This window comes from Vreelandella sulfidaeris Esulfide1, from assembly GCF_054072535.1.
Window position 1 is genome coordinate 711,224 of the sequence record NZ_CM133364.1, and the last position, 21,271, is coordinate 732,494.

Annotated in this window: 16 protein-coding genes; 13 read left to right on the forward strand and 3 right to left on the reverse strand. The window is 53.5% G+C overall.

The genetic code is table 11. The features are described 5' to 3' along the window. The first annotated feature begins 110 nt into the window (after window positions 1-110). Window positions 111-275: a hypothetical protein gene (locus ACW44H_RS03350; protein WP_457506869.1), complete on the forward strand. Its 165-nt coding sequence runs from the start codon at window positions 111-113 to the stop codon at window positions 273-275. 74 nt (window positions 276-349) lie between these two features. Here ACW44H_RS03350 and ACW44H_RS03355 read toward each other — a convergent pair whose 3' ends face one another. Then, window positions 350-1,312, reverse strand: coding sequence for a MurR/RpiR family transcriptional regulator (locus tag ACW44H_RS03355; RefSeq protein WP_457506871.1), 963 nt, complete (start codon window positions 1,310-1,312; stop codon window positions 350-352). A gap of 136 nt (window positions 1,313-1,448) precedes the next feature. Here ACW44H_RS03355 and ACW44H_RS03360 point away from each other — a divergent pair, with 136 nt between their 5' ends. Next, entirely contained in the window at window positions 1,449-2,774 is a 1,326-nt protein-coding gene (locus ACW44H_RS03360) for an aspartate aminotransferase family protein (protein ID WP_457506873.1), read from the forward strand. A 20-nt stretch (window positions 2,775-2,794) separates the two neighbouring features. Continuing rightward, a complete protein-coding gene (locus ACW44H_RS03365) occupies window positions 2,795-3,367 on the forward strand; it encodes a carboxymuconolactone decarboxylase family protein (protein WP_457506875.1) in 573 nt (190 codons plus the stop codon). Window positions 3,368-3,387: 20 nt separating this feature from the next. Here ACW44H_RS03365 and xseA read toward each other — a convergent pair whose 3' ends face one another. Beyond that, the gene (gene xseA, locus ACW44H_RS03370) at window positions 3,388-4,728 is read right to left on the reverse strand and encodes an exodeoxyribonuclease VII large subunit (protein ID WP_457506876.1); all 1,341 of its coding nucleotides are present in this window, start codon (window positions 4,726-4,728) and stop codon (window positions 3,388-3,390) included. A gap of 244 nt (window positions 4,729-4,972) precedes the next feature. Here xseA and ACW44H_RS03375 point away from each other — a divergent pair, with 244 nt between their 5' ends. The 10 genes from ACW44H_RS03375 (at window position 4,973) to ACW44H_RS03420 (ending at window position 20,052) form a co-directional block, all read left to right on the forward strand. Then, the gene (locus tag ACW44H_RS03375; RefSeq protein ID WP_457506878.1) at window positions 4,973-6,172 is read left to right on the forward strand and encodes a Na/Pi symporter; all 1,200 of its coding nucleotides are present in this window, start codon (window positions 4,973-4,975) and stop codon (window positions 6,170-6,172) included. Window positions 6,173-6,196: 24 nt separating this feature from the next. Then, window positions 6,197-6,883 (forward strand): PhoU domain-containing protein, encoded by a 687-nt coding sequence (locus tag ACW44H_RS03380; protein ID WP_457506880.1) that lies wholly within the window; start codon window positions 6,197-6,199, stop codon window positions 6,881-6,883. 216 nt (window positions 6,884-7,099) lie between these two features. Next, window positions 7,100-8,569, forward strand: coding sequence for an IMP dehydrogenase (gene guaB / locus ACW44H_RS03385; RefSeq protein ID WP_113268719.1), 1,470 nt, complete (start codon window positions 7,100-7,102; stop codon window positions 8,567-8,569). A gap of 97 nt (window positions 8,570-8,666) precedes the next feature. Further along, window positions 8,667-10,244 carry a glutamine-hydrolyzing GMP synthase gene (gene guaA, locus ACW44H_RS03390; RefSeq protein WP_457508916.1) on the forward strand — a complete coding sequence of 526 codons (1,578 nt, stop codon included), beginning with the start codon at window positions 8,667-8,669 and terminating at the stop codon, window positions 10,242-10,244. A 208-nt stretch (window positions 10,245-10,452) separates the two neighbouring features. Then, window positions 10,453-14,301, forward strand: a complete 3,849-nt coding sequence (locus tag ACW44H_RS03395; RefSeq protein ID WP_457506882.1) for a hypothetical protein — start codon at window positions 10,453-10,455, stop codon at window positions 14,299-14,301. A gap of 240 nt (window positions 14,302-14,541) precedes the next feature. Continuing rightward, window positions 14,542-15,675 carry a Fic family protein gene (locus tag ACW44H_RS03400; protein ID WP_457506884.1) on the forward strand — a complete coding sequence of 378 codons (1,134 nt, stop codon included), beginning with the start codon at window positions 14,542-14,544 and terminating at the stop codon, window positions 15,673-15,675. Window positions 15,676-15,831: 156 nt separating this feature from the next. Further along, window positions 15,832-16,650, forward strand: a complete 819-nt coding sequence (locus ACW44H_RS03405; protein WP_457506886.1) for a type IV toxin-antitoxin system AbiEi family antitoxin domain-containing protein — start codon at window positions 15,832-15,834, stop codon at window positions 16,648-16,650. Then, window positions 16,634-17,572 carry a nucleotidyl transferase AbiEii/AbiGii toxin family protein gene (locus tag ACW44H_RS03410; RefSeq protein ID WP_457506888.1) on the forward strand — a complete coding sequence of 313 codons (939 nt, stop codon included), beginning with the start codon at window positions 16,634-16,636 and terminating at the stop codon, window positions 17,570-17,572. Before ACW44H_RS03405 ends, ACW44H_RS03410 begins: the two co-directional genes overlap by 17 nt. A 69-nt stretch (window positions 17,573-17,641) precedes the next feature. Continuing rightward, entirely contained in the window at window positions 17,642-18,592 is a 951-nt protein-coding gene (locus ACW44H_RS03415; RefSeq protein ID WP_457506890.1) for a DUF808 domain-containing protein, read from the forward strand. Window positions 18,593-18,891: 299 nt separating this feature from the next. Then, window positions 18,892-20,052 carry a GGDEF domain-containing protein gene (locus tag ACW44H_RS03420; RefSeq protein WP_457506892.1) on the forward strand — a complete coding sequence of 387 codons (1,161 nt, stop codon included), beginning with the start codon at window positions 18,892-18,894 and terminating at the stop codon, window positions 20,050-20,052. Window positions 20,053-20,111: 59 nt separating this feature from the next. On the opposite strand, the gene ACW44H_RS03425 is transcribed toward ACW44H_RS03420, so the two are convergent. Beyond that, a complete protein-coding gene (locus tag ACW44H_RS03425; RefSeq protein ID WP_457506894.1) occupies window positions 20,112-21,242 on the reverse strand; it encodes an endonuclease/exonuclease/phosphatase family protein in 1,131 nt (376 codons plus the stop codon). Window positions 21,243-21,271 lie beyond the last annotated feature (29 nt).

The following is a 21,271-nucleotide window of genomic DNA, read 5'->3' on the forward strand; positions in this document are numbered from 1 at the left end:
CGCTTAGTGCGGCCACTTTTTTTGGTACCCATGACGCTATTCAACGAGCCCAGCTGGTCGGACAGCCAGAGCAATGAATAAACTCAGTACTTCAACAAAAGGAAGAAGCGATGACTCAAGCCTCAGAGCACGACAAAAAAGCGCCTAAAGACCGCGAAGATCACCACGATGATGCTAACCCGATGCCGGATACGCATCATGTGAACCCCGGTTCTGGTCACAACCCATCTGACGAACATGCACCTGAAAAAAATAGCAGCCAGGATAAGCAGTAAGTACGTTAGGTTTAAGTAAAGCTATGTTTGAGCTTAAAGACGCGGCGCTATTTCGGTAGCGCCGTTTGCATTTCTTACTCCCGCCGAGGCAGCGTATTCGAGTAGGTTTTAAGCTGTAAGTGGTGGTCATCGGCGTTTTGCAGGGCGTCTAGTGCGGTAGGGCGATTGCGTTCGGCCAGTAGCGTGCAGAGCACTTCCGAAATGGCTAAGGCGGGGGTCAGTGTATGGAAGAAGCTCTTGCTCTCGGTAGGGCAATAAATTGCCTGCTCGGAAATACCTGCCAGCGGAGAGACTTCGCTATCGGTGATCGAAAGAACCGCCAAGCCCTTACTTTTTGCCAATTGCGCCATTGCTAATGAATCCACGGTATATGGCTTGATGGAGACGATTAGCATTACCTCATCAGGTTTCGCGCGCATTAGTGCGTCACCCCCCGTTCCGGCAGGACCATCAAGGTGGACAGTACGCTCGCCTAGCAACGACATAACGTAATGAAAATGCCAGGCCACCACGTGGCTGGAGCGTAAGCCCAGCACATAGATTTTTTTGGCCGCCGCTAACCTATCCGCCATGGCGGATAAGCGTGCCAGTGTTTCAGGCGCACACAGCGATACTATCTGAGCGCTTAACCCCTGCAGCATTTGTTGGGCGGCATCACTTTCCGTGGCGCCAGTGGCTGCAGGGGACTGTTGGCGAACCTTGTCAGCGAAACCGTCGCCTCTTCTGCGCAGCGTTTGCGCATAATGCGTGCGGATATCGTTGTAGCCTTGAAAGCCCAGCACCTTGGCCAGCCGCGTCATGGTCGCCGGCTGCACCGCCGCATGCCTCGCCACTTCACGCATGGATACCAATGCCACCTCTTCAGGGTGCTCAAGTAGATAACGCGCTGCCTGTTGGAGCTGTGCTGACAGGGTATCGAACTGCGCAATGATCTGTTCTTTTAGCTGATCGCTCGGTGGCATAGGACTTTTTGACTTAGGGCTTTGTGACATAGAGCGTTGCCTCTCAGCGCTGTGGGCCTGGGTAAGCTGAATCATAACAATGATCCATTTGTTTTAATATAAATATATATGATTTGTTTGTTGCATTGCCTTGTCAGGTCGTGCCACTCTTATCCCAAGATCAACGTATGTCGAGATGATTGGGTTCTAGGCATTTTAAAAGGAAGGCTCCATGACGCGACTTCTTCATCGCAGTATTGGTCAGGCGTTGCCGCACGCAGCCTCTGCGCAGGGCGTTTATATCACTGATACCGAAGGGCGCCAGTACCTGGATGGCTCGGGTGGGGCGGCGGTGACGAGCGTGGGGCACGCTCACCCGGAAGTGTTAGCGGCCATGCGTGCCCAAATCGACAATCTCTGCTACGCGCACACCGGTTTTTTCACTACGGATGCCGCAGAAGAACTCGCCGAGAAGCTCGTGAATTTAGCGCCTGAGCCGTTAAACCACGTTTACCTGGTATCGGGGGGCTCAGAAGCCGTTGAGGCCGCTTTAAAAATGGCGCGCCAGTATTTCGTGGAAGTGGGGCAGCCTCAGCGCCGCCACATTATTGCCAGACGCCAGAGCTATCACGGCAACACAATTGGCGCGTTAGCCACGGGCGGTAATGCCATGCGGCGCCAGCAGTTTCAGCCGCTGCTGCCCGAGACCCATCACGTCTCGCCCTGCTACGCCTACCGCGATAAGGGCAACGACGAAACTCCCGAGGCGTATGCCGCTCGATTGGCAGACGAGCTTGAGGCTAAAATTCTCGAACTGGGTGCTGACAATGTGATGGCGTTTGTCGCCGAGCCAGTGGTCGGCGCTACCTTGGGCGCAGTGGCCGCTGAAGCGGATTACTTCAAACGTATTCGCAAGCTTTGCGACCACTATGGCGTACTGCTGATTCTCGACGAAGTGATGTGTGGCATGGGGCGGACAGGCACGATGTTTGCCTGCGAGCAGGAGGGCATAACGCCCGATATTCTCACCATCGCCAAAGGCCTGGGCGGCGGCTATCAGCCAATTGGCGCCGTAATGTTGTCGTCGGCTATTTATGAGAGCTTCGCAAAGGGTTCCGGCCTTTTTCAACATGGGCATACGTATTTGGGTCACCCGGTCGCGGCGGCCGCTGCCAATAAAGTGGTGGAGATTATTGCCCGGCCAGAAACGCTGACCAATGTGAACGCCATGGGCAAACGACTACAAAGCGGCCTTGAAGCAGCGCTGGGTGCGTCTCCCTATGTGGGCGACATTCGAGGCCGAGGGCTGTTCCGCGGCATTGAACTGGTCGCCGATCGAGAGCACAAGACGCCGTTTGATCCCGCCCGGAAAATCCACGCCAAGGTCAAGCGCCAAGCAATGGCAAGGGGGCTGATCAGCTACCCAATGGGAGGCACCATTGACGGCATATATGGTGACCATATATTGCTGGCTCCGCCGTATACCATTGAACCTGCAGAAATTGACCTGTTGATCGAGCGCATTACCCAGGCCATTGACGCCGCGATAGCTGAATAAGCTGATAAGGAAACTCTCCGATGAAACCATCCCCCTGCCCGCCGATTGCTGACGCCGACTGGCCCGATAACATCGCGGAGCTGCGTGAGGGATTTGCCGGTGCCCTTAACGTTTATCGCACCATGGCGCATCACCCCGCGCTGCTGACCGCGTGGGCGCCGTTGCGCCAGCACGTGGTGAAGGAGAACGCGCTAGGCCCGGCGCTTACCGAAGTGGTGATACTGCGCGCCGGGTTTCGTCTGGGCTCCGCCTACGAGTGGGCACACCACGTTAGCCGCGCGCTGGCGCTGGGGTTTTCTGACGCGCGGATTAACGCTATTCGCGGCGTGCCGCAAAGAAGCATGGGGTTGGACGGTTTGATCATAGAGGCGGTGGATGCGCTATTAGACGAGCATAGGTTGAGCAAGGCGCAGGAGGCGGCGCTGGCGGAAGCGATTGGACGCACCGCCGTGATCGATCTGATCGCGATGGTGGGGTTCTATTCCGTGTTGGGCTACTTGCTGAAAACCTACGACACGCCGATTGATGACGCTATTCAGCAAGAGGCGCAGGAAAACCCAGCGCTATTTTCAATAACGCTGACAGCGAAGTAACTCGAACGCCTTGAGCCGCACTACTTAAAGCGCCGTTTCACCTCTACGCTGAGCCTACCTTCACCCAGCCGCAGTTTGAGCTTCTGTCCGGGCTGGGTATCTTCCGCCCGCCTGATGACCTGACCCTGCTCATCCTGGGCAATGGCATAACCCCGCCCCAACACCGCCAGCGGGCTAACCGCATTCAGTTCCCGCGCGGCGGCTTTCAACCGCGCTTGCTGGCTCTCTAGCTGGCGCTGCATGGCGCTACTTAGGCGGCGATTCAACTGGTTTACCCGTTCACTTTCCGCACGATGCAAGCGCGCCATGTCCTGGCTGGCCAGCCGCCTGCTTAACTGCGTCATCTGCGCTTTTTGCTGGCTGAGCGTTTGCTGCATGGCGCGCTCAAGGCGTTGACTGAGGGTGGTAACGTGCTGGCGCTGACGATTGAGCTGTTCGCCGGGGTGGCGCAGTTTGGCGCGCAGGGTATCCAGGCGCTGGCTGTCGCGCTCTAATCGTGCCTGCATGGCCCGCTGCAAACGGCTGTGTTGATGCTCAAGCTGGCGCTTAAGGGCAGTTTGATCCGGCACTAATCGTTCGGCAGCCGCCGATGGGGTAGGGGCACGCATATCCGCGGCAAAATCAGCAAGCGTTACGTCCACCTCGTGGCCCACCGCCGACATCACCGGCAGGCGCGAATGAAAAATTGCCCGCGCCAAATGCTCGTTATTAAACGCCCACAAGTCTTCCAGGCTGCCGCCGCCGCGGGTAATCAGGATGACATCGCGCTCGGGGTCCAGGCGTGCCTGGCGGTTGAGTAATGCCAGCGCCGATATCATGGCAGGTGCTGCTTCCGCGCCCTGTACCAGCACCGGAATCAGCGTTACATCCGCCAGTGGCCAGCGGGCTTCCAGTACCGCCAGCACATCACGAATCGCCGCCCCGGTGGCGGAGCTTAAAATCAGCAGCTTGCGAGGTGGAAAGGGCAGTGGCCGTGCGTTGGCAAACACGCCTTCGGCGTCCAGCTGGGCTTTTAAGCGCTCAAAGGCCGCCAGCAGCTCGCCCAGGCCCGCGGCTTGAACGGCCTCGGCAATAAGCTGGTAGTCGCCGCGGGGCTCGAACAACGACACTCGTCCGCGCAGCTTGACCTGATCACCATCGCGCATCGGCGCCGACACAAACCGCGCCCGCTGACGAAACAGCGCACAGCGGATCTGCGCACGGTCATCTTTGAGCGTGAAATAGACATGCCCGGACGCCGGGCGGGAAACGTTGGAAAGCTCGCCTTCCACCCACACCTCGCCCACATCTCGTTCTAGCACCTTGCGCGCCTTGAGATTGAGTTCGCTGACTGAGAGGATAGTACTGTTTGAGGCGGTCATGGAGGCAGTTTACATCCAACGCTTGCGGTGCGGTAATCATTGTTAAGGTGCGGTTATTAGACAATGCGCTAACCTGTATCAGCAATGATATTTGTCAAGAGGTTAGTTTTGCGGCCGCGGCGCGAATGTTAATTTTTTTGTGTTCGTCATGGAATTGTCACATAAGCTTGTTACGTTGCTCGCCGACACAAAACTGTCATTAAATCGTCATACATAGATTGTCCACCAACACGGCAGACCACTTATGTCGAATCTCGGCCCTTCAACCGATCGTCCTGCTTTTGCCCGCGATGTGCCTCGTGAGGTGCCCGCTTGGTTGCGCGGTATTTACGCCGGCTTGTGCCTGTACCTGTTCCTGGCAGCGCTTAATGTGCTGGGCGCTGGCCTGGGTGCCTTTGGCAGCGACAGCGACTTGCTAACCCGCGCCTTCGCTCTTGGCGCAAACCCCTTTATCGCTTTGATGGCCGGGCTACTGGTCACCATGGTGGTGCAGAGTTCGTCATTTACTTCGGCGCTAATCGTTACGCTGGTGGCAAGCGGTGAGATGACCCTGGGCACCGCCGTTTTCGCTATCATGGGTGCCAATATTGGCACCGCCGTGACCGGTGTAATCGTCGCCCTGGCCAACGTGCGCATAAAGCGCAACTTCCGACGCTCGTTTACCGCCGCGTTGATGCACGACTTATTCAATATTCTCACGGTCTTGTTGGTGTTCCCTGTGGAGTGGTTGACGGGAATGTTCCATGCGGAAGGCTACGGCATCTTTACTCGCCTGGCCGGTTGGGTGGCTGATTTGATCGGCCTGGAGGAAGTCTCCAAACCTAGTAGCCCCATCAAGGTAATTACTGCCCCCATTGTCGATGTTGCCAGCTGGCTGGGGTCTACCCTAATGCCCAGTGTAGCCGCTGCCGGACTCTTCGTGGCGGGGCTAGGTATGCTGCTGATGTTCACGGCGCTGGTCTTTATGGTGAAGAACTTGCGAGGTGCTCTGCTGCGCCATATGGATGGTCTCTTCCGTACCTATTTCTTCCGTACCGATGCTCGGGCCTACGGCATAGGGTTGGTCTCCACCGTGCTGGTGCAATCGAGCTCAATCACCAGCAGCCTGATGGTGCCATTGGCGGGGGCTGGCGTAGTGCGCCTGCGCCGAGTGCTACCCTTTATGATGGGGGCTAACCTGGGTACCACGATCACCAGTGTTCTGGCGGCCACTGCCAACCCTATCGCCGCAGCGATGACGGTGGCGCTGTTTCACGTTATCTTCAACGTGACCGGTACCCTTATTTGGTGGCCGCTACGGGTGATTCCGCTGCGCATTGCCACTTGGTATGGCCGTTTGGCTGGGCAGAAAATCAGCTATGCCTTCTTGTTCCTGATCGGCGTATTCCTGGTAGTGCCGGTGGTCGGCATTACACTGACCGAATTATTCATGCGCCTGCGCTAAGCGCGGCCAATCGAGGGGTTTCCCATGTTCAAACAGCTTTATAGTGCGCTTACCTCGGAAACCAGCATCGATCAGGCCTACGCGGACCTGACCGAGATGCTAGAGCATGGTGCCTGGATGTTCGCACGTGCCAACGAGGTGCTTTACAGCACAGTGCCCGCCGAAGAAGTACGGCAGCCGCTTTACCAGCGTGATGTTGCGGTCAACGAGCTTGAGCGCTCCATCCGTCGCAAGGTATTACGCCATTTGACCGTCAATCCCGGCCACGATGTGGCCATCTGCCTGGCGCTAATGAGTGTAGCGAAAGACGCCGAACGTATTGGCGATTACTGTAAAAACGTCTTTGAAGTCGGCGCTTTCTATAGTGAAGGCTTTCGTGTGGATCGCTATCAGAAACCTTTGGATAAGATCTCCGAGCGTCTATCGGGACTTTTTAAAGAGTTAATCGAGGCGACGCGTGATTCAAACGAAGCTCAGGCCCATCGTATTATCACTGCCGCCCGAGAAATAGGCGGAACCTGCGATGGCCTCATCGAAGCGCTGTTAGGTGAAGAAGAGGCGGTTGAGTTTCACGAAGCAGTGGCGTACTCGCTGCTGGCTCGCCACTACAAGCGTGTCTCCTCGCATTTGGCCAACATTGCCACTGCGGTAACCGGACGTTTGGAAGATCTGGACTTTCCCAGTGAGGTCGACGACCGCGCGCTAGACTAAGTTTGATAGCCTCAAACAAAAGAGCAGCGTGGCGAATAGGCCGCGGTAAGTTACCTAACCGCTGCCGCGCTACGTTTAACGGACAAGCAGCAACCCCCAGTGGTGCTGCTTGTCTTGTGATATGCAGTCATCACATTGCTGGGATGCCCCTCAAAACGCTATAATAGGAGATTAACCTTTCACGCCCCACTTCCTCTCAATCAGGGTGTTGCCGCTATGCTACGTATGGCCCAAGAAGCACTTACGTTCGATGACGTACTCCTCGTTCCCGGCTTCTCCGACATTCTCCCCAAGGATGTCAGCCTCAAAACCCGCCTGACCCGCAATCTCTCGCTCAATATTCCATTGCTTTCTGCCGCGATGGATACCGTCACCGAAGCGCGACTGGCGATTGCGATGGCCCAGGAAGGGGGCATTGGCATCATTCACAAGAACATGACCATGACCCAGCAGGCCGCTGAGGTGCGTAAGGTCAAAAAGCACGAAAGTGTGATTGTGAAAGACCCGGTGACGGTTAGCCCTAAAGCCAAGCTCGAAGACCTGCTTGCCATGGCGCGTGAAAATGGCTTCTCCGGCTTCCCGGTGGTTGAAGGCGAAACTCTGGTCGGCATTGTGACCGAGCGTGATATGCGCTTCCAGCCCAACCACGGCGACAGCGTTGCGGACATCATGACCCCCCGCGAGCGGTTGATTACTGTCAAAGAAGGTACCGATCTCGAAACCAGCAAAGCCAAGATGCGCGAACACCGCATCGAGAAAATGCTGATCGTCGATGACGAATTCCACCTGCGCGGCCTGGTGACCTTCCAGGATATCGAAAAAGCCCGCACTTACCCGATGGCCGCCAAAGACAGCGACGGTCGTTTGCTGGTGGGCGCAGCGGTCGGCACCGGCCCGGAAACGCCTGACCGCGTAGCGGCACTGGCCGAAGCCGGCGTCGATGTGATTATCGTCGATACCGCCCACGGTCACTCTCAAGGCGTTATCGACCGCGTCCGCTGGATCAAACAGAACTTCCCGGCCATTCAGGTGATTGGCGGCAATATTGCCACCGGTGCCGCTGCCAAAGCGTTGGCCGAAGCGGGTGCGGATGCCGTGAAAGTCGGCATTGGCCCTGGCTCCATCTGCACCACGCGTATTGTGGCGGGTGTGGGCGTACCGCAAATTACCGCGGTTTCCAACGTAGCCGAAGCACTCAAAGAATTCGACATTCCGCTAATTGCCGATGGCGGCATTCGCTTCTCCGGCGATTTGGCCAAAGCGATTGCCGCTGGCGCGAGCGCCGTGATGGTCGGTGGCCTGCTGGCCGGTACCGAAGAAGCGCCGGGTGAAGTCGAGCTTTACCAGGGCCGTACCTACAAAGCCTACCGTGGTATGGGCTCCATGGGCGCCATGTCCCAGAACCAGGGCAGCGCCGACCGCTACTTCCAGGATAAGAGCGAAGGCGCCGAGAAGCTGGTGCCGGAAGGCATTGAAGGCCGCGTACCCTATAAAGGCATGATGGGCGCTATCGTTCACCAACTGATGGGTGGGCTACGTGCCTCCATGGGCTACACCGGCTGCCGCGATGTTCAGGAAATGCGCACCAAGCCGGAGTTTGTACAAATTACCGGCGCTGGCTTTAACGAATCCCACGTTCACGACGTGCAGATCACCAAGGAAGCTCCCAACTACCGGGTGAGCTAACCAGCGTTTTTAGTTAAAACGGCGGCGGGCACAACAGCTCGCCGCTTGCTTTTTGGCCTTACCAGCGGCACCTACACCGCTTAACCGAGACCCCGCCATGAGTGACATTCACGCCCATAAGATTTTGATTCTCGACTTCGGCTCGCAGTACACCCAACTGATCGCCCGCCGCGTTCGTGAGATCGGCGTTTATTCCGAAGTCCGCGCGTTTGATATCACCGAAGAAGAGATCCGCGAGTACAACCCCAACGGCATTATCATGGCCGGTGGGCCGGAATCCGTGACGGAGCTGGACTCCCCGCGTGCGCCGCAGTGCGTGTTTGAAATGGGCCTGCCGGTGTTTGGTATCTGCTACGGCATGCAAACCATGGCCGAGCAGCTGGGCGGTAAGGTAGAAGGCTCCAACCAGCGTGAATTCGGCTACGCGCAGATTCAGATCGACGAAGATAACGCGCTGTTCAAAGACATCAAGGACCACGTAGACGCTAAAAGCGGCAAAACCCTGCTGGACGTATGGATGAGCCACGGCGACAAGGTCGCCGAAGCGCCCGCCGAGTTCACCGTGACCGCTTCCACGCCGAGCTGCCCGATTGCCGCCATGGCCTGGGAAGAGAAGCAGTTTTACGGTGTTCAGTTCCACCCGGAAGTGACCCATACCCTGCAGGGCCAGCGCATTCTTGAGCACTTCGTGCTGGATATCTGTAAAGCCGAAAAGCTGTGGACGCCCGCACAAATCATCGAAGACCAGGTTCAGCGCGTGCGTGAGCAAGTGGGCGACCGCCATGTACTGCTTGGCCTTTCCGGCGGTGTGGATTCTTCTGTGGTTGCCGCGCTGCTGCACAAAGCGATTGGCACCCAACTGACCTGCGTATTCGTGGATAACGGCCTGCTGCGTAAAGCGGAAGGCGATCAGGTAATGGAAACCTTTGCCAAGCACATGGGCGTGAAGGTGATCCGTGTAGACGCCGAAGACCTGTTCCTCGGCAAGCTGAAGGGCGAGAAAGACCCCGAAGCCAAGCGCAAGATCATCGGCAACACCTTCATCGACGTGTTCGATGAAGAGGCCAGCAAAATTGAAGGTGTGGAGTTCCTGGCCCAGGGCACCATCTACCCGGACGTGATCGAATCCGCCGCCTCTAAAACTGGCAAAGCGCACGTGATCAAATCCCACCACAACGTCGGTGGCCTGCCGGAAACCATGAAGCTCAAGCTGGTCGAGCCGCTGCGCGAACTGTTCAAAGACGAAGTGCGCAAACTCGGCCTGGAACTCGGCCTGCCCTACGATATGGTCTACCGCCACCCATTCCCCGGCCCCGGCCTGGGCGTGCGTATTCTGGGCGAAGTGAAGAAGGACTACGCCGACATCCTCCGTGATGCCGACGCCATCTTCATCGAAGAGCTGCGCGCCTCTGGATGGTACGAAAAAACCAGCCAAGCCTTCGCCGTGTTCCTGCCGGTGAAATCAGTAGGCGTCGTCGGCGACGGCCGCCGCTACGAATGGGTCATCGCGCTACGCGCGGTCGAAACCATCGACTTCATGACCGCTCGCTGGGCGCACCTGCCTTATGAGCTGCTAGAGAAGGTTTCCAACCGGATTATCAATGAGCTGGAAGGGGTTTCACGGGTGACTTATGACGTGAGTAGTAAGCCGCCTGCTACGATTGAGTGGGAGTGATTTCTCACTAGAGCTTTGTTCGTTAAAAACCCGCCAATTGGCGGGTTTATTGTAGCTGCATTGACTCGTGTAATCTGAAATTGTGAGAGAGTTTGGAAGAGCCTATTTGGTGCTTTTTTATTTTCCACTTCACCCGCCTCAGCATCTATTGATTAGAATTATAAGGCTGCAATTTCGTGATCTAAAGAGCTGGTTAGGAGTTCTAGGTATGTCAATAATCGAGTTGCAAAAAGAAGATCTAGCAAGACTAACCGACACGCAACTCGAAGAACTTATTGCTCGACTTTGTGAAGCAGAACTCGCTGCTTATGGCGGAAAGCTAAGGGATGTCTTCTGGTCTGGCTCGATAACTGCGCCAGACGGTGGTGTAGATATCAGAGTTACCGCTTCAAACGGCAATTTTGATGGAGATTTTATTCTCCGTTCAGATACAGTTTTTCAAGCTAAAGCTAAGCCCATGCGGCGTGCAGAAGTTCTAAATGAAATGCGAAATGGCGAAGAATTGTCGGCTATTGTGAAGGAGTTGGCTGAAGTGGATGGGGCATACATAATAGCCTCAACCGAGGACTGCTCACCACCGACTTATAAAAAGCGCATAAAAGCTATGCGTGAGGCTATAACATCGGATCCACATACAACGTCGCTAGCTATTAATTACTATGACCGATCATGTCTTCACCGTTGGCTGCGTCAGTATCCATCTGTTCAGTTATGGCTTAGAGATGTTCTTGGACGCCCCTTATCCGGATGGCGTCCCTTCGGCAGATGGAGTTCAACACCTATAGATATCGGCGATAGTCTAATTCTAGAAGAAGGTATCACGGTTAATATTCCTTCGTCAGGCCATAAAGAACTCTCGCTTGAAGAAGCTATCCTAGCAGTCCGCAGGCTTATTTTGTCTTCTAAAAAGACAATTAGGATTACGGGGCTGTCAGGAGTAGGAAAGTCTCGCTTCGTTCAAGCATTGTTTGAAGAAGACGTTGGTGAAGAGGTGTTGGATCGGACAGCAGTTATTTATGCGGACATTGGAAACCAGCCTGATCCATCTGCACATACAATGATAGAGACTTTGCTTGCTCAACAAGCGTCTATAATAGTTGTTTTAGATAATTGCCAATCTGAGTTGCACAGTACGCTTTCAGAACGTCTTCGATCTCACAACAATTCGCTTAAGCTAATCACCGTCGAGTACGATATTCGAGAGGACAAGCCTCAAACAACTGAGGTTGTGCAAATCGAAGCAAATGGCCCCAAAGTTGCAGAAAAATTACTCATTAGGCGTCATCCTGAGTTAGGGCAACTGAATGCGGCAAAAATTGCCGAGTTTTCTGAAGGTAATGCCAGGCTTGCTTTAGCAATCGCCGAGTCAGCCCCAATCGACGGTACATTGTCTAGGCTTACCGATGAACAACTGTTCAATCGCCTGTTTTATCAGCGTCATAAACACGACTCAGGCCTTAAGGAGCAGGCCGAGGTGTTATCTCTGGTGTACTCGTTTTCGATTGGGAGGGAAGAGGGTGGAGTAGACGAGCTTAGTCTTCTTGGCGAGCTCTGCGAATACAGCAAGCGGAGCATGCACAGAGCGATTCAAACTTTAGTTGAGCGTCAAGTCGCACAACAACGAGCCCGGTGGCGGGCGATCTTACCGCATGTGATTGCAAATCGACTTGCCACCGATGCGCTCAATAAGATTCCAGCTGACATGCTTGCTGAAATTTTCGAGCGACGTGCCAGTCCACGGCTTCTGAAATCTTTTGGGCGACGTTTGGGGTTTCTTCATAAACACCCAGTTGCAATCAAAATCGTGAGCCTTTGGATGTCTGATGGAGGTTTTTTATCAGATCCTACTCAATTCAATGAGCATGAACGACAGCTCTTCCGGTACATCGCGCCAGTTGCACCAGAAAGAACACTTGATTTGATTGAGAGAACTCTGACAACAAAGGATCTTCTTGTTAACCTTAGGCCTAGTGACCCATTTCGATTAGTTTCTCTTAATCTACTTGTAGGTCTGGCTTATTATCCAGAATACTTCGAACGTGCTGTAGAAGTACTCCTTCAGGTTGCTGAGCACGAAGATACTGAAAACAATTACGATAGCGTACGTGGGAAATTGAAGGGATTGTTTCAATTATATTTATCTGGCACGCATGCTAATCTGGAGCAGCGTGCCAGCGTTGTTCGAGTTTGCTTATGTTCAAACGTACCGACCAGGCAAGAAATAGGTCTTAAATTACTTAGTTCTGCGTTAGAGTCTGATCGATGGTCTGGTCATAGCATGATGGAGTTTGGGGCTAGACCTAGAGATTACGGACATAACCCAAATTTCGATGAACGTCTTCAATGGTTGAGACGCTTTATTAAAATTTCCGTCGAAGTGTCGAACTTTGGGGAATCAACTTTAGCGAGTTCAGCAAGGCAATTAGTTGCTAGTCGCTTTCGTTTCCTTTGGCGCTATCCAGACTTACGTCCTGACCTGTATTCTATAGCTTTAGATTTAAACGATAAAGCCCCTTGGCTTGAGGGGTGGCGTGCCGTTTGCTCGGCTCTTTACTACGACTATAGAAAGTCTTTAAGTAGTTCAGAATTGGAGTCGGTTAAATCTCAGTTACTCATGTTAAAAGATGAGCTCTCTCCTAAAGACCTAGTTTCAAAAATTGAGGCTCTCGTGATCAATCCTGGTCAACAAAGCTGGCTACTTGATGACGAGTTTGACGAACAAAATCCAAAAAAATATGAAGATGCGAGAGTACGCCTCGAAAATAGAGCATTTGGATATGGCGAGCAGGTGGGTAAGATGCCTGCAATGTTGCAATTACTTGCTATGAAATTGTTTGATAGTAATCATGCGCCAAACAGGATGGCCTTTGGCCGAGGACTTATGAGCAGTTCAGCAAAACCTCGCTGGACGTGGGATATCCTTATTGAAGCTTTGCATTCACTTGAAAGTAAGTTATTTAACTACAGCGTTCTATCGGGTGCTTTAGAAGAGCTATCAAATTTGGATAAACAGCTCACATTCGAATTGCTCAACGAAGCTGCGGACGACGAACTTCTTAAGCCAATAATTGTTGGCCTACATCCGTATAGTAGTTTTTCTGAAGTCGATTTTGATCGATGCGTAAACGTATTTGAATCTATTGAAGGTCATGTTCAAGGAATTGAGAGGCTTTTTTGGCAAGATGAGTATCTGAACGTTGCTTACTCAAAGTTGGTCGATTTAGCTAAAAAATTACTTTTTAAAGCTAATGGTGACTGTGTGTTGCTAGAAGCTTTGACTATGCGCTTGCATGGCAAAGTGAAAAGTGAAGATATTTTGGGAGAGGAACTTCGTAAAATTGCCTTGCGCGCGGCGGCGAGTCATCTAACCAAAAATGACCCTGAGCCCGGAGGTTTGGGTGATTATAGACTCACGGAGGTTTTAAGCCATTGTTTGCCATTCAAAGGGTGTGTTGAGGAGAAAACCTTGGTTTTAGACGCCTTGTTCAATGACAGCAATGGGGCATTAGAACATATGTATTGGTATGGAGAAGCTGTCACTGTGGTCGTCAAGCATCTTACGTCGCCATTTTTGACCCGTGCTCTTCTTGAAGGTGATGTTCAGGATTATCTTCGCTTCCATATTTCTGAGGGTGAACCGAACTTCAAAAACCCACTTGAGAACGTAAGTTCGAAGGATTTAATTGATTGGTGCATAAATTCTGGAGACGAAAAAGCGTGGAAACTAATAGCTGGCATTATAGCTCCGTTTGATTCAACTCAGGATGACAAGGCCTGTAAGTTGTCGGAGCAAGCATTAGCAATACTTAATGCCGCGCCAAATTCAGTTGAAGTACTAGACATATACGTTGATGCTGTTTCTCCCATGAGCTGCTCGGGTAATAGTGCTAATATAATGGCTAGACGTATCTTAGCATTAAAAGAACTAGAATCATCTGAATTGGAGGGTTTGGCGGAACATTTAAGAAATGTTCTGACGCGGCTAAAAAGGGATGAGGCTGAAGAACGAGCTCGTGAAGCCAATAGAGATCGCGAAAGGGAGCAGAGGTTTGAATAGGGAAACATGTTCACCTTAAATATTTAATTTTGAGTGTCACAAGCACCTAATATCCCACATTCCAAAGAACGTTCTTGCAGCAACCCCGCCAGATAAATGTGGGATTACTCGTCCAGGCTGAATGTTCAATTTCTGCTGCATCCTCTTTCCCATCTGAAACATTTCCCTGCCTAGCCCTTGAGCCGAATATAAACCATAATCGGCTCATAATATGATCTGAATAGGCGGGGCAATCGGCTCATGTATATCTGGGAACAGCGCCATTGGCCGTGTTTTGAGTGGGACGAATCGGTGCTTCGGCCTACGTTGGATGACGTGCGGCTACTGCAGGGCCGCGTGCTGGGTAAAACCGAGGCTGTCCACGGCCAGGCCGATCTGGATGTAGAGATGGATGCACTGATCCAGAATGCACTTCGTACCAGCGAAATTGAAGGTGAGCGCCTGGATGTTGGCTCCGTGAGGTCTTCCGTTGTTCTCCAGTTGGGTTTAGAGCAGGCAGGTGTCTCCACCAGAACAACACCAGCATCTGAGGCGCTGGTTGAGCTATTGCTGCAATCTACGCGTCAGTTGGACGAGCCGCTTTCCCGGGAACAGTTGTGCCTTTGGCAATCCATGCTTTTTGTTCAAGGCCCCGGCGTGCTAGGCAAAGTACGTGTAGGCGAGCTGCGCGGCAATCACATCATGCAAGTGGTGTCGGGGCGGCTTGATCAGCCTAACGTGCATTTTGAAGCATCGCCCCGTGGGCAGTTGGAGGCTGAGCTGGATGCCTTTATTACTTGGTTCAACCAGCCGCCTCAGGGGCTTGATGGGCTGGTTCGCGCTGGCATCACCCACCTATGGTTGATTACCTTGCACCCCTTTGATGATGGTAATGGGCGCGTTACCCGCGCGGTGACAGATCGCGCGCTTGCGCAAGCAGAGCGGCAATCCGTCCGCTTCTATTCCTTGAGCGCGGCTATTATGGCGCGCCGCCACGCTTACTACGATCACCTTGAAAGCGCTCAGAAAGGCAGCCTCGATATTACACCGTGGTTGTTGTGGTTTCTGGACACGCTGAAAGAGGCGCTTGAGCAGGCGCTGTTAAGAATCGACCGTGTGTTAATGAAAGCCACCTTCTGGCAGCGCCATGCCACCACCGTGCTGAATGAACGGCAAATCAAGGTGCTGAACCGCTTATTGGATACGGCAGGGGAGGAGTTTGAGCAGGGCATCAATGCTCGTAAGTACCAATCGTTAGCCAAAGTGAGTAAAGCCACCGCCACGCGGGATTTGGCAGAGCTGCTGGAAAAAGGCTGCCTCTCCAAGCTACCCGGCGGTGGGCGCAGCACGCGCTATACGGTGTTACTTGGACGAACAGTGGATGGCACCTTGTAGTGGAGAATACGCAAGCCGCTATGCCATGGCATGTGAACAAGGTACCTGCTGGTAAGGTTTATAAAAATTCTTATAAAGTCACTTTGAGTGACTTTTTTTGGTATTTATTAAACTCTGGTCATTGTGCTGGTTTATAGAAAGTGTATTTTAGTCACTATGAGTGATCAAAATGATGGAAAATTAAACCTCCTGCTGGCTGGGCTGAGCGATACCGGCGTTGTTTCCAGCCGGTGGTTAAGAGCGCATGGCTATTACAGTAGCTTGTTGGCCCGCTATGTCGCGAGTGGTTGGCTGGTCTCCCCGGCGCGTGGCGTGTACATGCGCAAAGGCGGCTCCCTTGAGTGGGAAGGGGTGGTGCGCACGCTGCAACAGACTGAGGGTTTGTCGCTGCATATAGGGGGACGCTTTGCTTTGGCTTGGCTGGGGCATGAGCACTACCTACGGCTTGGCGAAGCCGCAGTAATCACACTCTATGGATTGGATCGCTTGCCGGGGTGGGTGTGTAAGTTGCCGTTGGTGGAGCGTGTCGACTACTGCGGCAAGGGGCCTTTTGACCTGCCAGTTATTCCGCTTACAGATGAGACAACGGATCAGGCGTTGCTGGAACAAGGGCTGGAACGGCGTGAAGCGGTGCCGAGCGGGGGGCTTGTATGCTCTACACCGGAGCGGGCCATGCTGGAGTTATGTAATGAGGCGTCTGATGCTGGTGGGGTCTACGAGGTTGATGCATTGTTGCAGGGCATGGCCACCCTACGTCCAAAGCGGCTTGAAATGCTGCTGAGCCATTGCCACAGCATCAAGGCTAAGCGTCTGTTTCTCGCGCTGGCCGAGCGTCATGGGCACGCTTGGTTTTCGCACCTATCGGTTAATAGTTTGAATCTCGGTCGTGGTAAGCGATCGCTGGTTCCTGGTGGCCGTTTGCATTCGAAGTACCAAATTGTTCTGCCGGGAGATCTTGATGAGCAGTTGGGATAAACGCTACAGCGACCGGGTGCAATTGCTGGTAGATATCCTGCCGGTGCTGGCAAAGGAAACCCGGTTTGCACTAAAGGGTGGCACCGCCATCAACTTGTTTGAGCATGATCTCCCCAGGCTGTCAGTGGATATCGACCTGACCTGGCTGCCAGTGCAGGACTTTGAGACAGGCGTGGCGGCGATTTCAGCGGCGTTGGAGCAGTTAGCGGAGACATTGCGTGCCCGCCCTTTGCAATTACAGGTACAGACGTCGGGCGGCACGAACACCGGGGGCATCACGCGGTTGATTTGCAGCCGCGGCCGTGCACGTGTGCAGATCGAAACAACCCCGGTGATGCGAGGTACAGTGCACCCGGTTCGAACGATGGTGGTCCAACCGGAAGTCGAACAGGCCTTCGGCTTTGCTTCAACTCAGGTACTCGATTTTGCCGATCTTTACGCTGGAAAATTGGCAGCGGCCTTGTCTCGTCAGCATCCCAGGGATCTTTTCGACATTGGCTTGATGCTGGAAGACGAACGGGCCGATGTGACATTGTGGCGAACCTTTCTGGTGTACCTGACATGTAGCCCCAAACCGGCTTGGGAAGTTCTGGCTCCCCGGGAGCCGGTGGATTTTGAGGCGATCTTCAATGCTCACTTTAAGGGCATGACCGCCAAACCGGTGACAGCGGCGCAACTGCTGGAGAATAGAGCACGGTTACTGCTATGGATATCCAAAATGCTGGATAAGCCGTCATGTGATTTTCTATGGTCCGTCGAAGACGAGCAGCCTGATTTTGAGTTGATCAATCTAGAGGGTGCAGCAGCATTGCCAGGGGTAGGGCGAAAGCTGCACAACCTTACCTGTCGCTCGCACACCAAGCGTCAGGCGGATCGCCATGAACTTGAGCAGATCCTGGCACGGATAGCATCTGATGCGTGAAGAGAGGCGCTCCGTCCCAGCCACTCTGTGCTTTACTAACTGCCACTGTTATTCACAAAGGAAGCATCCATGGCCATAGGCGGCTTGATAGGATTATTGGATGACATTGCCGCATTGGCGAAGTTGTCCGCAGCATCACTGGACGATGTGAGCGCCGCCGCTGGGCGTGCGACGGCGAAAGCGGCCGGGGTGGTGGTGGATGATACGGCGGTGACCCCGCAATATTTGCAGGGGGTAGCAGCGGAGCGTGAGCTGTCGCTTGTGAAGCAGATCGCGCTGGGCTCCATCCGCAACAAGCTGATTTATATCCTGCCAGTGGCGCTGCTGCTGAATCACTTTTTGCCCACGCTTTTGCCGATCATCCTGATGGTGGGCGGCACCTACCTGGCCTTTGAGGGCGCGGAGAAGGTTTGGCATAAGCTTTTAGGCAAGCATGACGACGACAAACCAGCGGTAGAGAAGGGGCCGGAAGCCGAGAAAAAGATTGTGAGTGGTGCCATTCGCACCGACCTGATTCTGTCTGCTGAAATCATGGTGATCGCGCTGGCCACTGTCTCCCAACAGGGGTTCTGGTCACAGCTGGCGAGTCTGGTGGTGGTCGCATTTTTCATCACACTTCTGGTGTATGGCGTGGTCGCGCTGTTGATCAGGATGGATGATATCGGCCTGAAGCTCGCCCAGCGGGATAGTTCGGGAATGCAGACCCTGGGCCGTGGTCTGGTGACTGCCATGCCCAAGGTGCTAGCGACCATCTCGGTCGTGGGCACCGTCGCCATGCTCTGGGTGGGTGGGCATATTCTGATGGTCAATCTGGGTGCCGATGGCACGGGTTGGTTCAGCGCGCCCTATGAGTGGGTACACCATATTGAGCTAGGCATTAGCGAGGCAACCGGTGCCTTGGGCGGCACGCTGGGCTGGAGCTTCAATACGCTGTGCTCAGCGGTGATTGGCTTTGTGGTGGGCTCGTTAGTGGTGGGTTTACTGCATCTCATTCCCTCTAAGAAGGCGCATGCCGAATAGGTGCGTTATATGCGAGATCTCCTGTAGAAGGCCCTCCTGTGTGAGCCGAATACACACCCTAATCGGCTCACAATGTGATCCGAATAGAGTTCGACGCTTTGCAGAAAGCCGAAGTCCTCTATTCAATTGGTGAACAGCAAACGCAGGTAAACTGTGCGAGCGTGACCCTTACTCCCCGCTCAGGTGCGCCCAGGTTGAGCCTATAGCCAGTAGCGTGTGAACACTCCGCCTTTAAACAACCGGTGGAAGTGGGTAAAAAGGATGGTTATCCTTTTTACAAGTGCAAAAAGGCGCAGTCGATGTTGAATGTGATAAAGAGACTATGGTCGCTCGGCGTTGCGGGGAACCCGGTCAGGTTGCGTCGGCAAATAGCGCTTTGCAATCAGGTCGTTCTATTTGGAATTGCGGCGACCATTCCCTACCAGTTGTTCTATTTTTTCTACGATTTTGCCCTTTATCTTGGCGTATTTGTTGCCAACCTGGTTTTCATAGCCGTTTATGTAGTGGTACTGCTGTTGAACCATAGGGGGCGGTACAGCGTTGCTCGAAATGTGTTGCTGGGTAATGCCTGCAGCCAAGTGTTTGTCGTATCTTTTTTTATTAGCGCCGGTGCTGGGGTACATCTTTTCTATTTCACCCTTGCTTCGATATTGGTGTTCCTATTTCAGTCCCTTCATGTGCTGAAGTATATCGCCATCATGGCGACGTTAGGCACGCTTTATATTATCGTCCATTTCCTGTTTTCTCAGAGCTTCGTGGCCGAGCCGGTTCCCTCACCGTGGGTTGACATCATGTATGCCGGCAGTGTGTTGGGGGCGTTAACGCTATTGGGTGTTTTCCTCTATCTCTTTCGGAAACAGATTGATCAGGCGGAAGACGAACTCACGCTAAACAATCAGTATTTAGAGACGCTGAGCAACACCGACCCATTAACGGGATTGGCGAACAGACGAGTGCTGGATGACACCTTGGCGCAGGAGTGGGCTCGTTTAGTGCGTCAGCCTGGGGCGATGTCCGTCATTATGTGCGATGTAGACCATTTCAAACTGTTTAATGACCGCTATGGTCATGACAGTGGCGATCACTGCCTTCAGCAAATTGCAACGGCGCTGAAAGGCGTGCTTTCACGGCCTTCTGACTTGCTGGCGCGCTATGGAGGGGAAGAGTTTGCGTTAGTGTTACCCGGCACCGATGAAGCGGGGGGCCGTTACCTGGGCGAGAAGCTGCGCGAGGCGGTGGAGCGCTTGAATATTCCTCACGCAAAGTCCCACACCGCTGCATGCGTTACCGTCAGCGTTGGGGTGTCAGGGCTGGATCATGTCAGCCCTGACGTTAGCCAGCACGGTGTTGATCGCCTGTTGAAGTGCGCTGATCAAGCGCTTTACCAGGCAAAGGCAAATGGCCGAAATCAGGTGGTTTTTTTGCCGTACCCAAGCGCGTATACCCGCGCTGGGCAGTGAGTATTTACGGATTAACCTATTGGATCAGCGCTATAACCAGCTCTATGGGTCTGCCTCTGTTAATCGCTAACATCATGTTCACTAGCATCTTCAGTACCTTCCTCGACTAGTTCCTGAGCCGTTTGGTGTTCCTCCTCAGAAGCCTCAGGTTTCGCTTGATCCTTTCTCGCGGCGGTCAGCGTCGTCGTAATAGCGAAGTGGTCTGAACCCTTAACCCTTACTCGGTCCAGGTCGATGAGATGAAAACCGTCAGAGACGAATAGATGATCGATCGGATAGCGCCACAATGGACGCTCAGCGTGGTAAGTGCTCAGCAGTCGCCTTCCTTTTCGTGGATCTTTAAGATCGCTCAGGTCGGCGAATAGCTTGGTAGTATCGGACCAGGCGACGTCATTGAAATCACCAGTCACTATCCAACGGTTGTCTGCATCTTGCTGAACATGGCGGGCAACGAGCATCAGTTCAGCGTCGCGAACCCGGCTGTCTCGGCGTTCAGTGGTTTCATCATTATGAGTGATACGATCTTGCAACCCCGGTGGGACTGGGTGAGTACCTACATAGCGTACGGGGCCTATGCCGGGAATATCCAGAGTCACAAAGACAGAGGGGCGGCGTTCGGAAACGAGGTGCCTCACTTCCTGCTCAAGGAATGGGAACCGTGACCAAAGCACGATTCCCAATCCTTCCCCACGAACCTTACCTACTCGATACTCGTAGTGTTCATTCAGCGGCGCTAAGCCGTCTTCCCATTCACTATCAATTTCGATTAACAGTAGTAAGTCAGGGTCCTCACGCTGGATTAACTCGACTACTTCGGCGTAGCTGTCATTCGTATAGGAAACATTAGCGGTCAGGACTTTAAACGTTGACTGATCCTCCAATGCTTGAGCATCGGCGGTTGGCACTTCGTTTGGCCAGATCGGCGCAAACGGCACGATATGGAACAGTTGCCATCCGCCTAACGCGAGGATCAACACTAACAACACCGCATGTTCTTTTTGTGCCCGCTTCAGCCACGCATGGAAGCCCAGTAGCAGCAAAAGCACAGCCAAAATGAAGGCCAACTGCAGTCGAGGGAATTCCCAGAGCCTGACCCACCACTGACCGCTGGGCAGTTCAGGAAGTATGCTCACCACTATTAATAGGAATATCAGTACACGAATAGTCCATAGCACTAATTTTAAGAACATGGAGCCTCTTAGACGCGGTAACGGCGGAA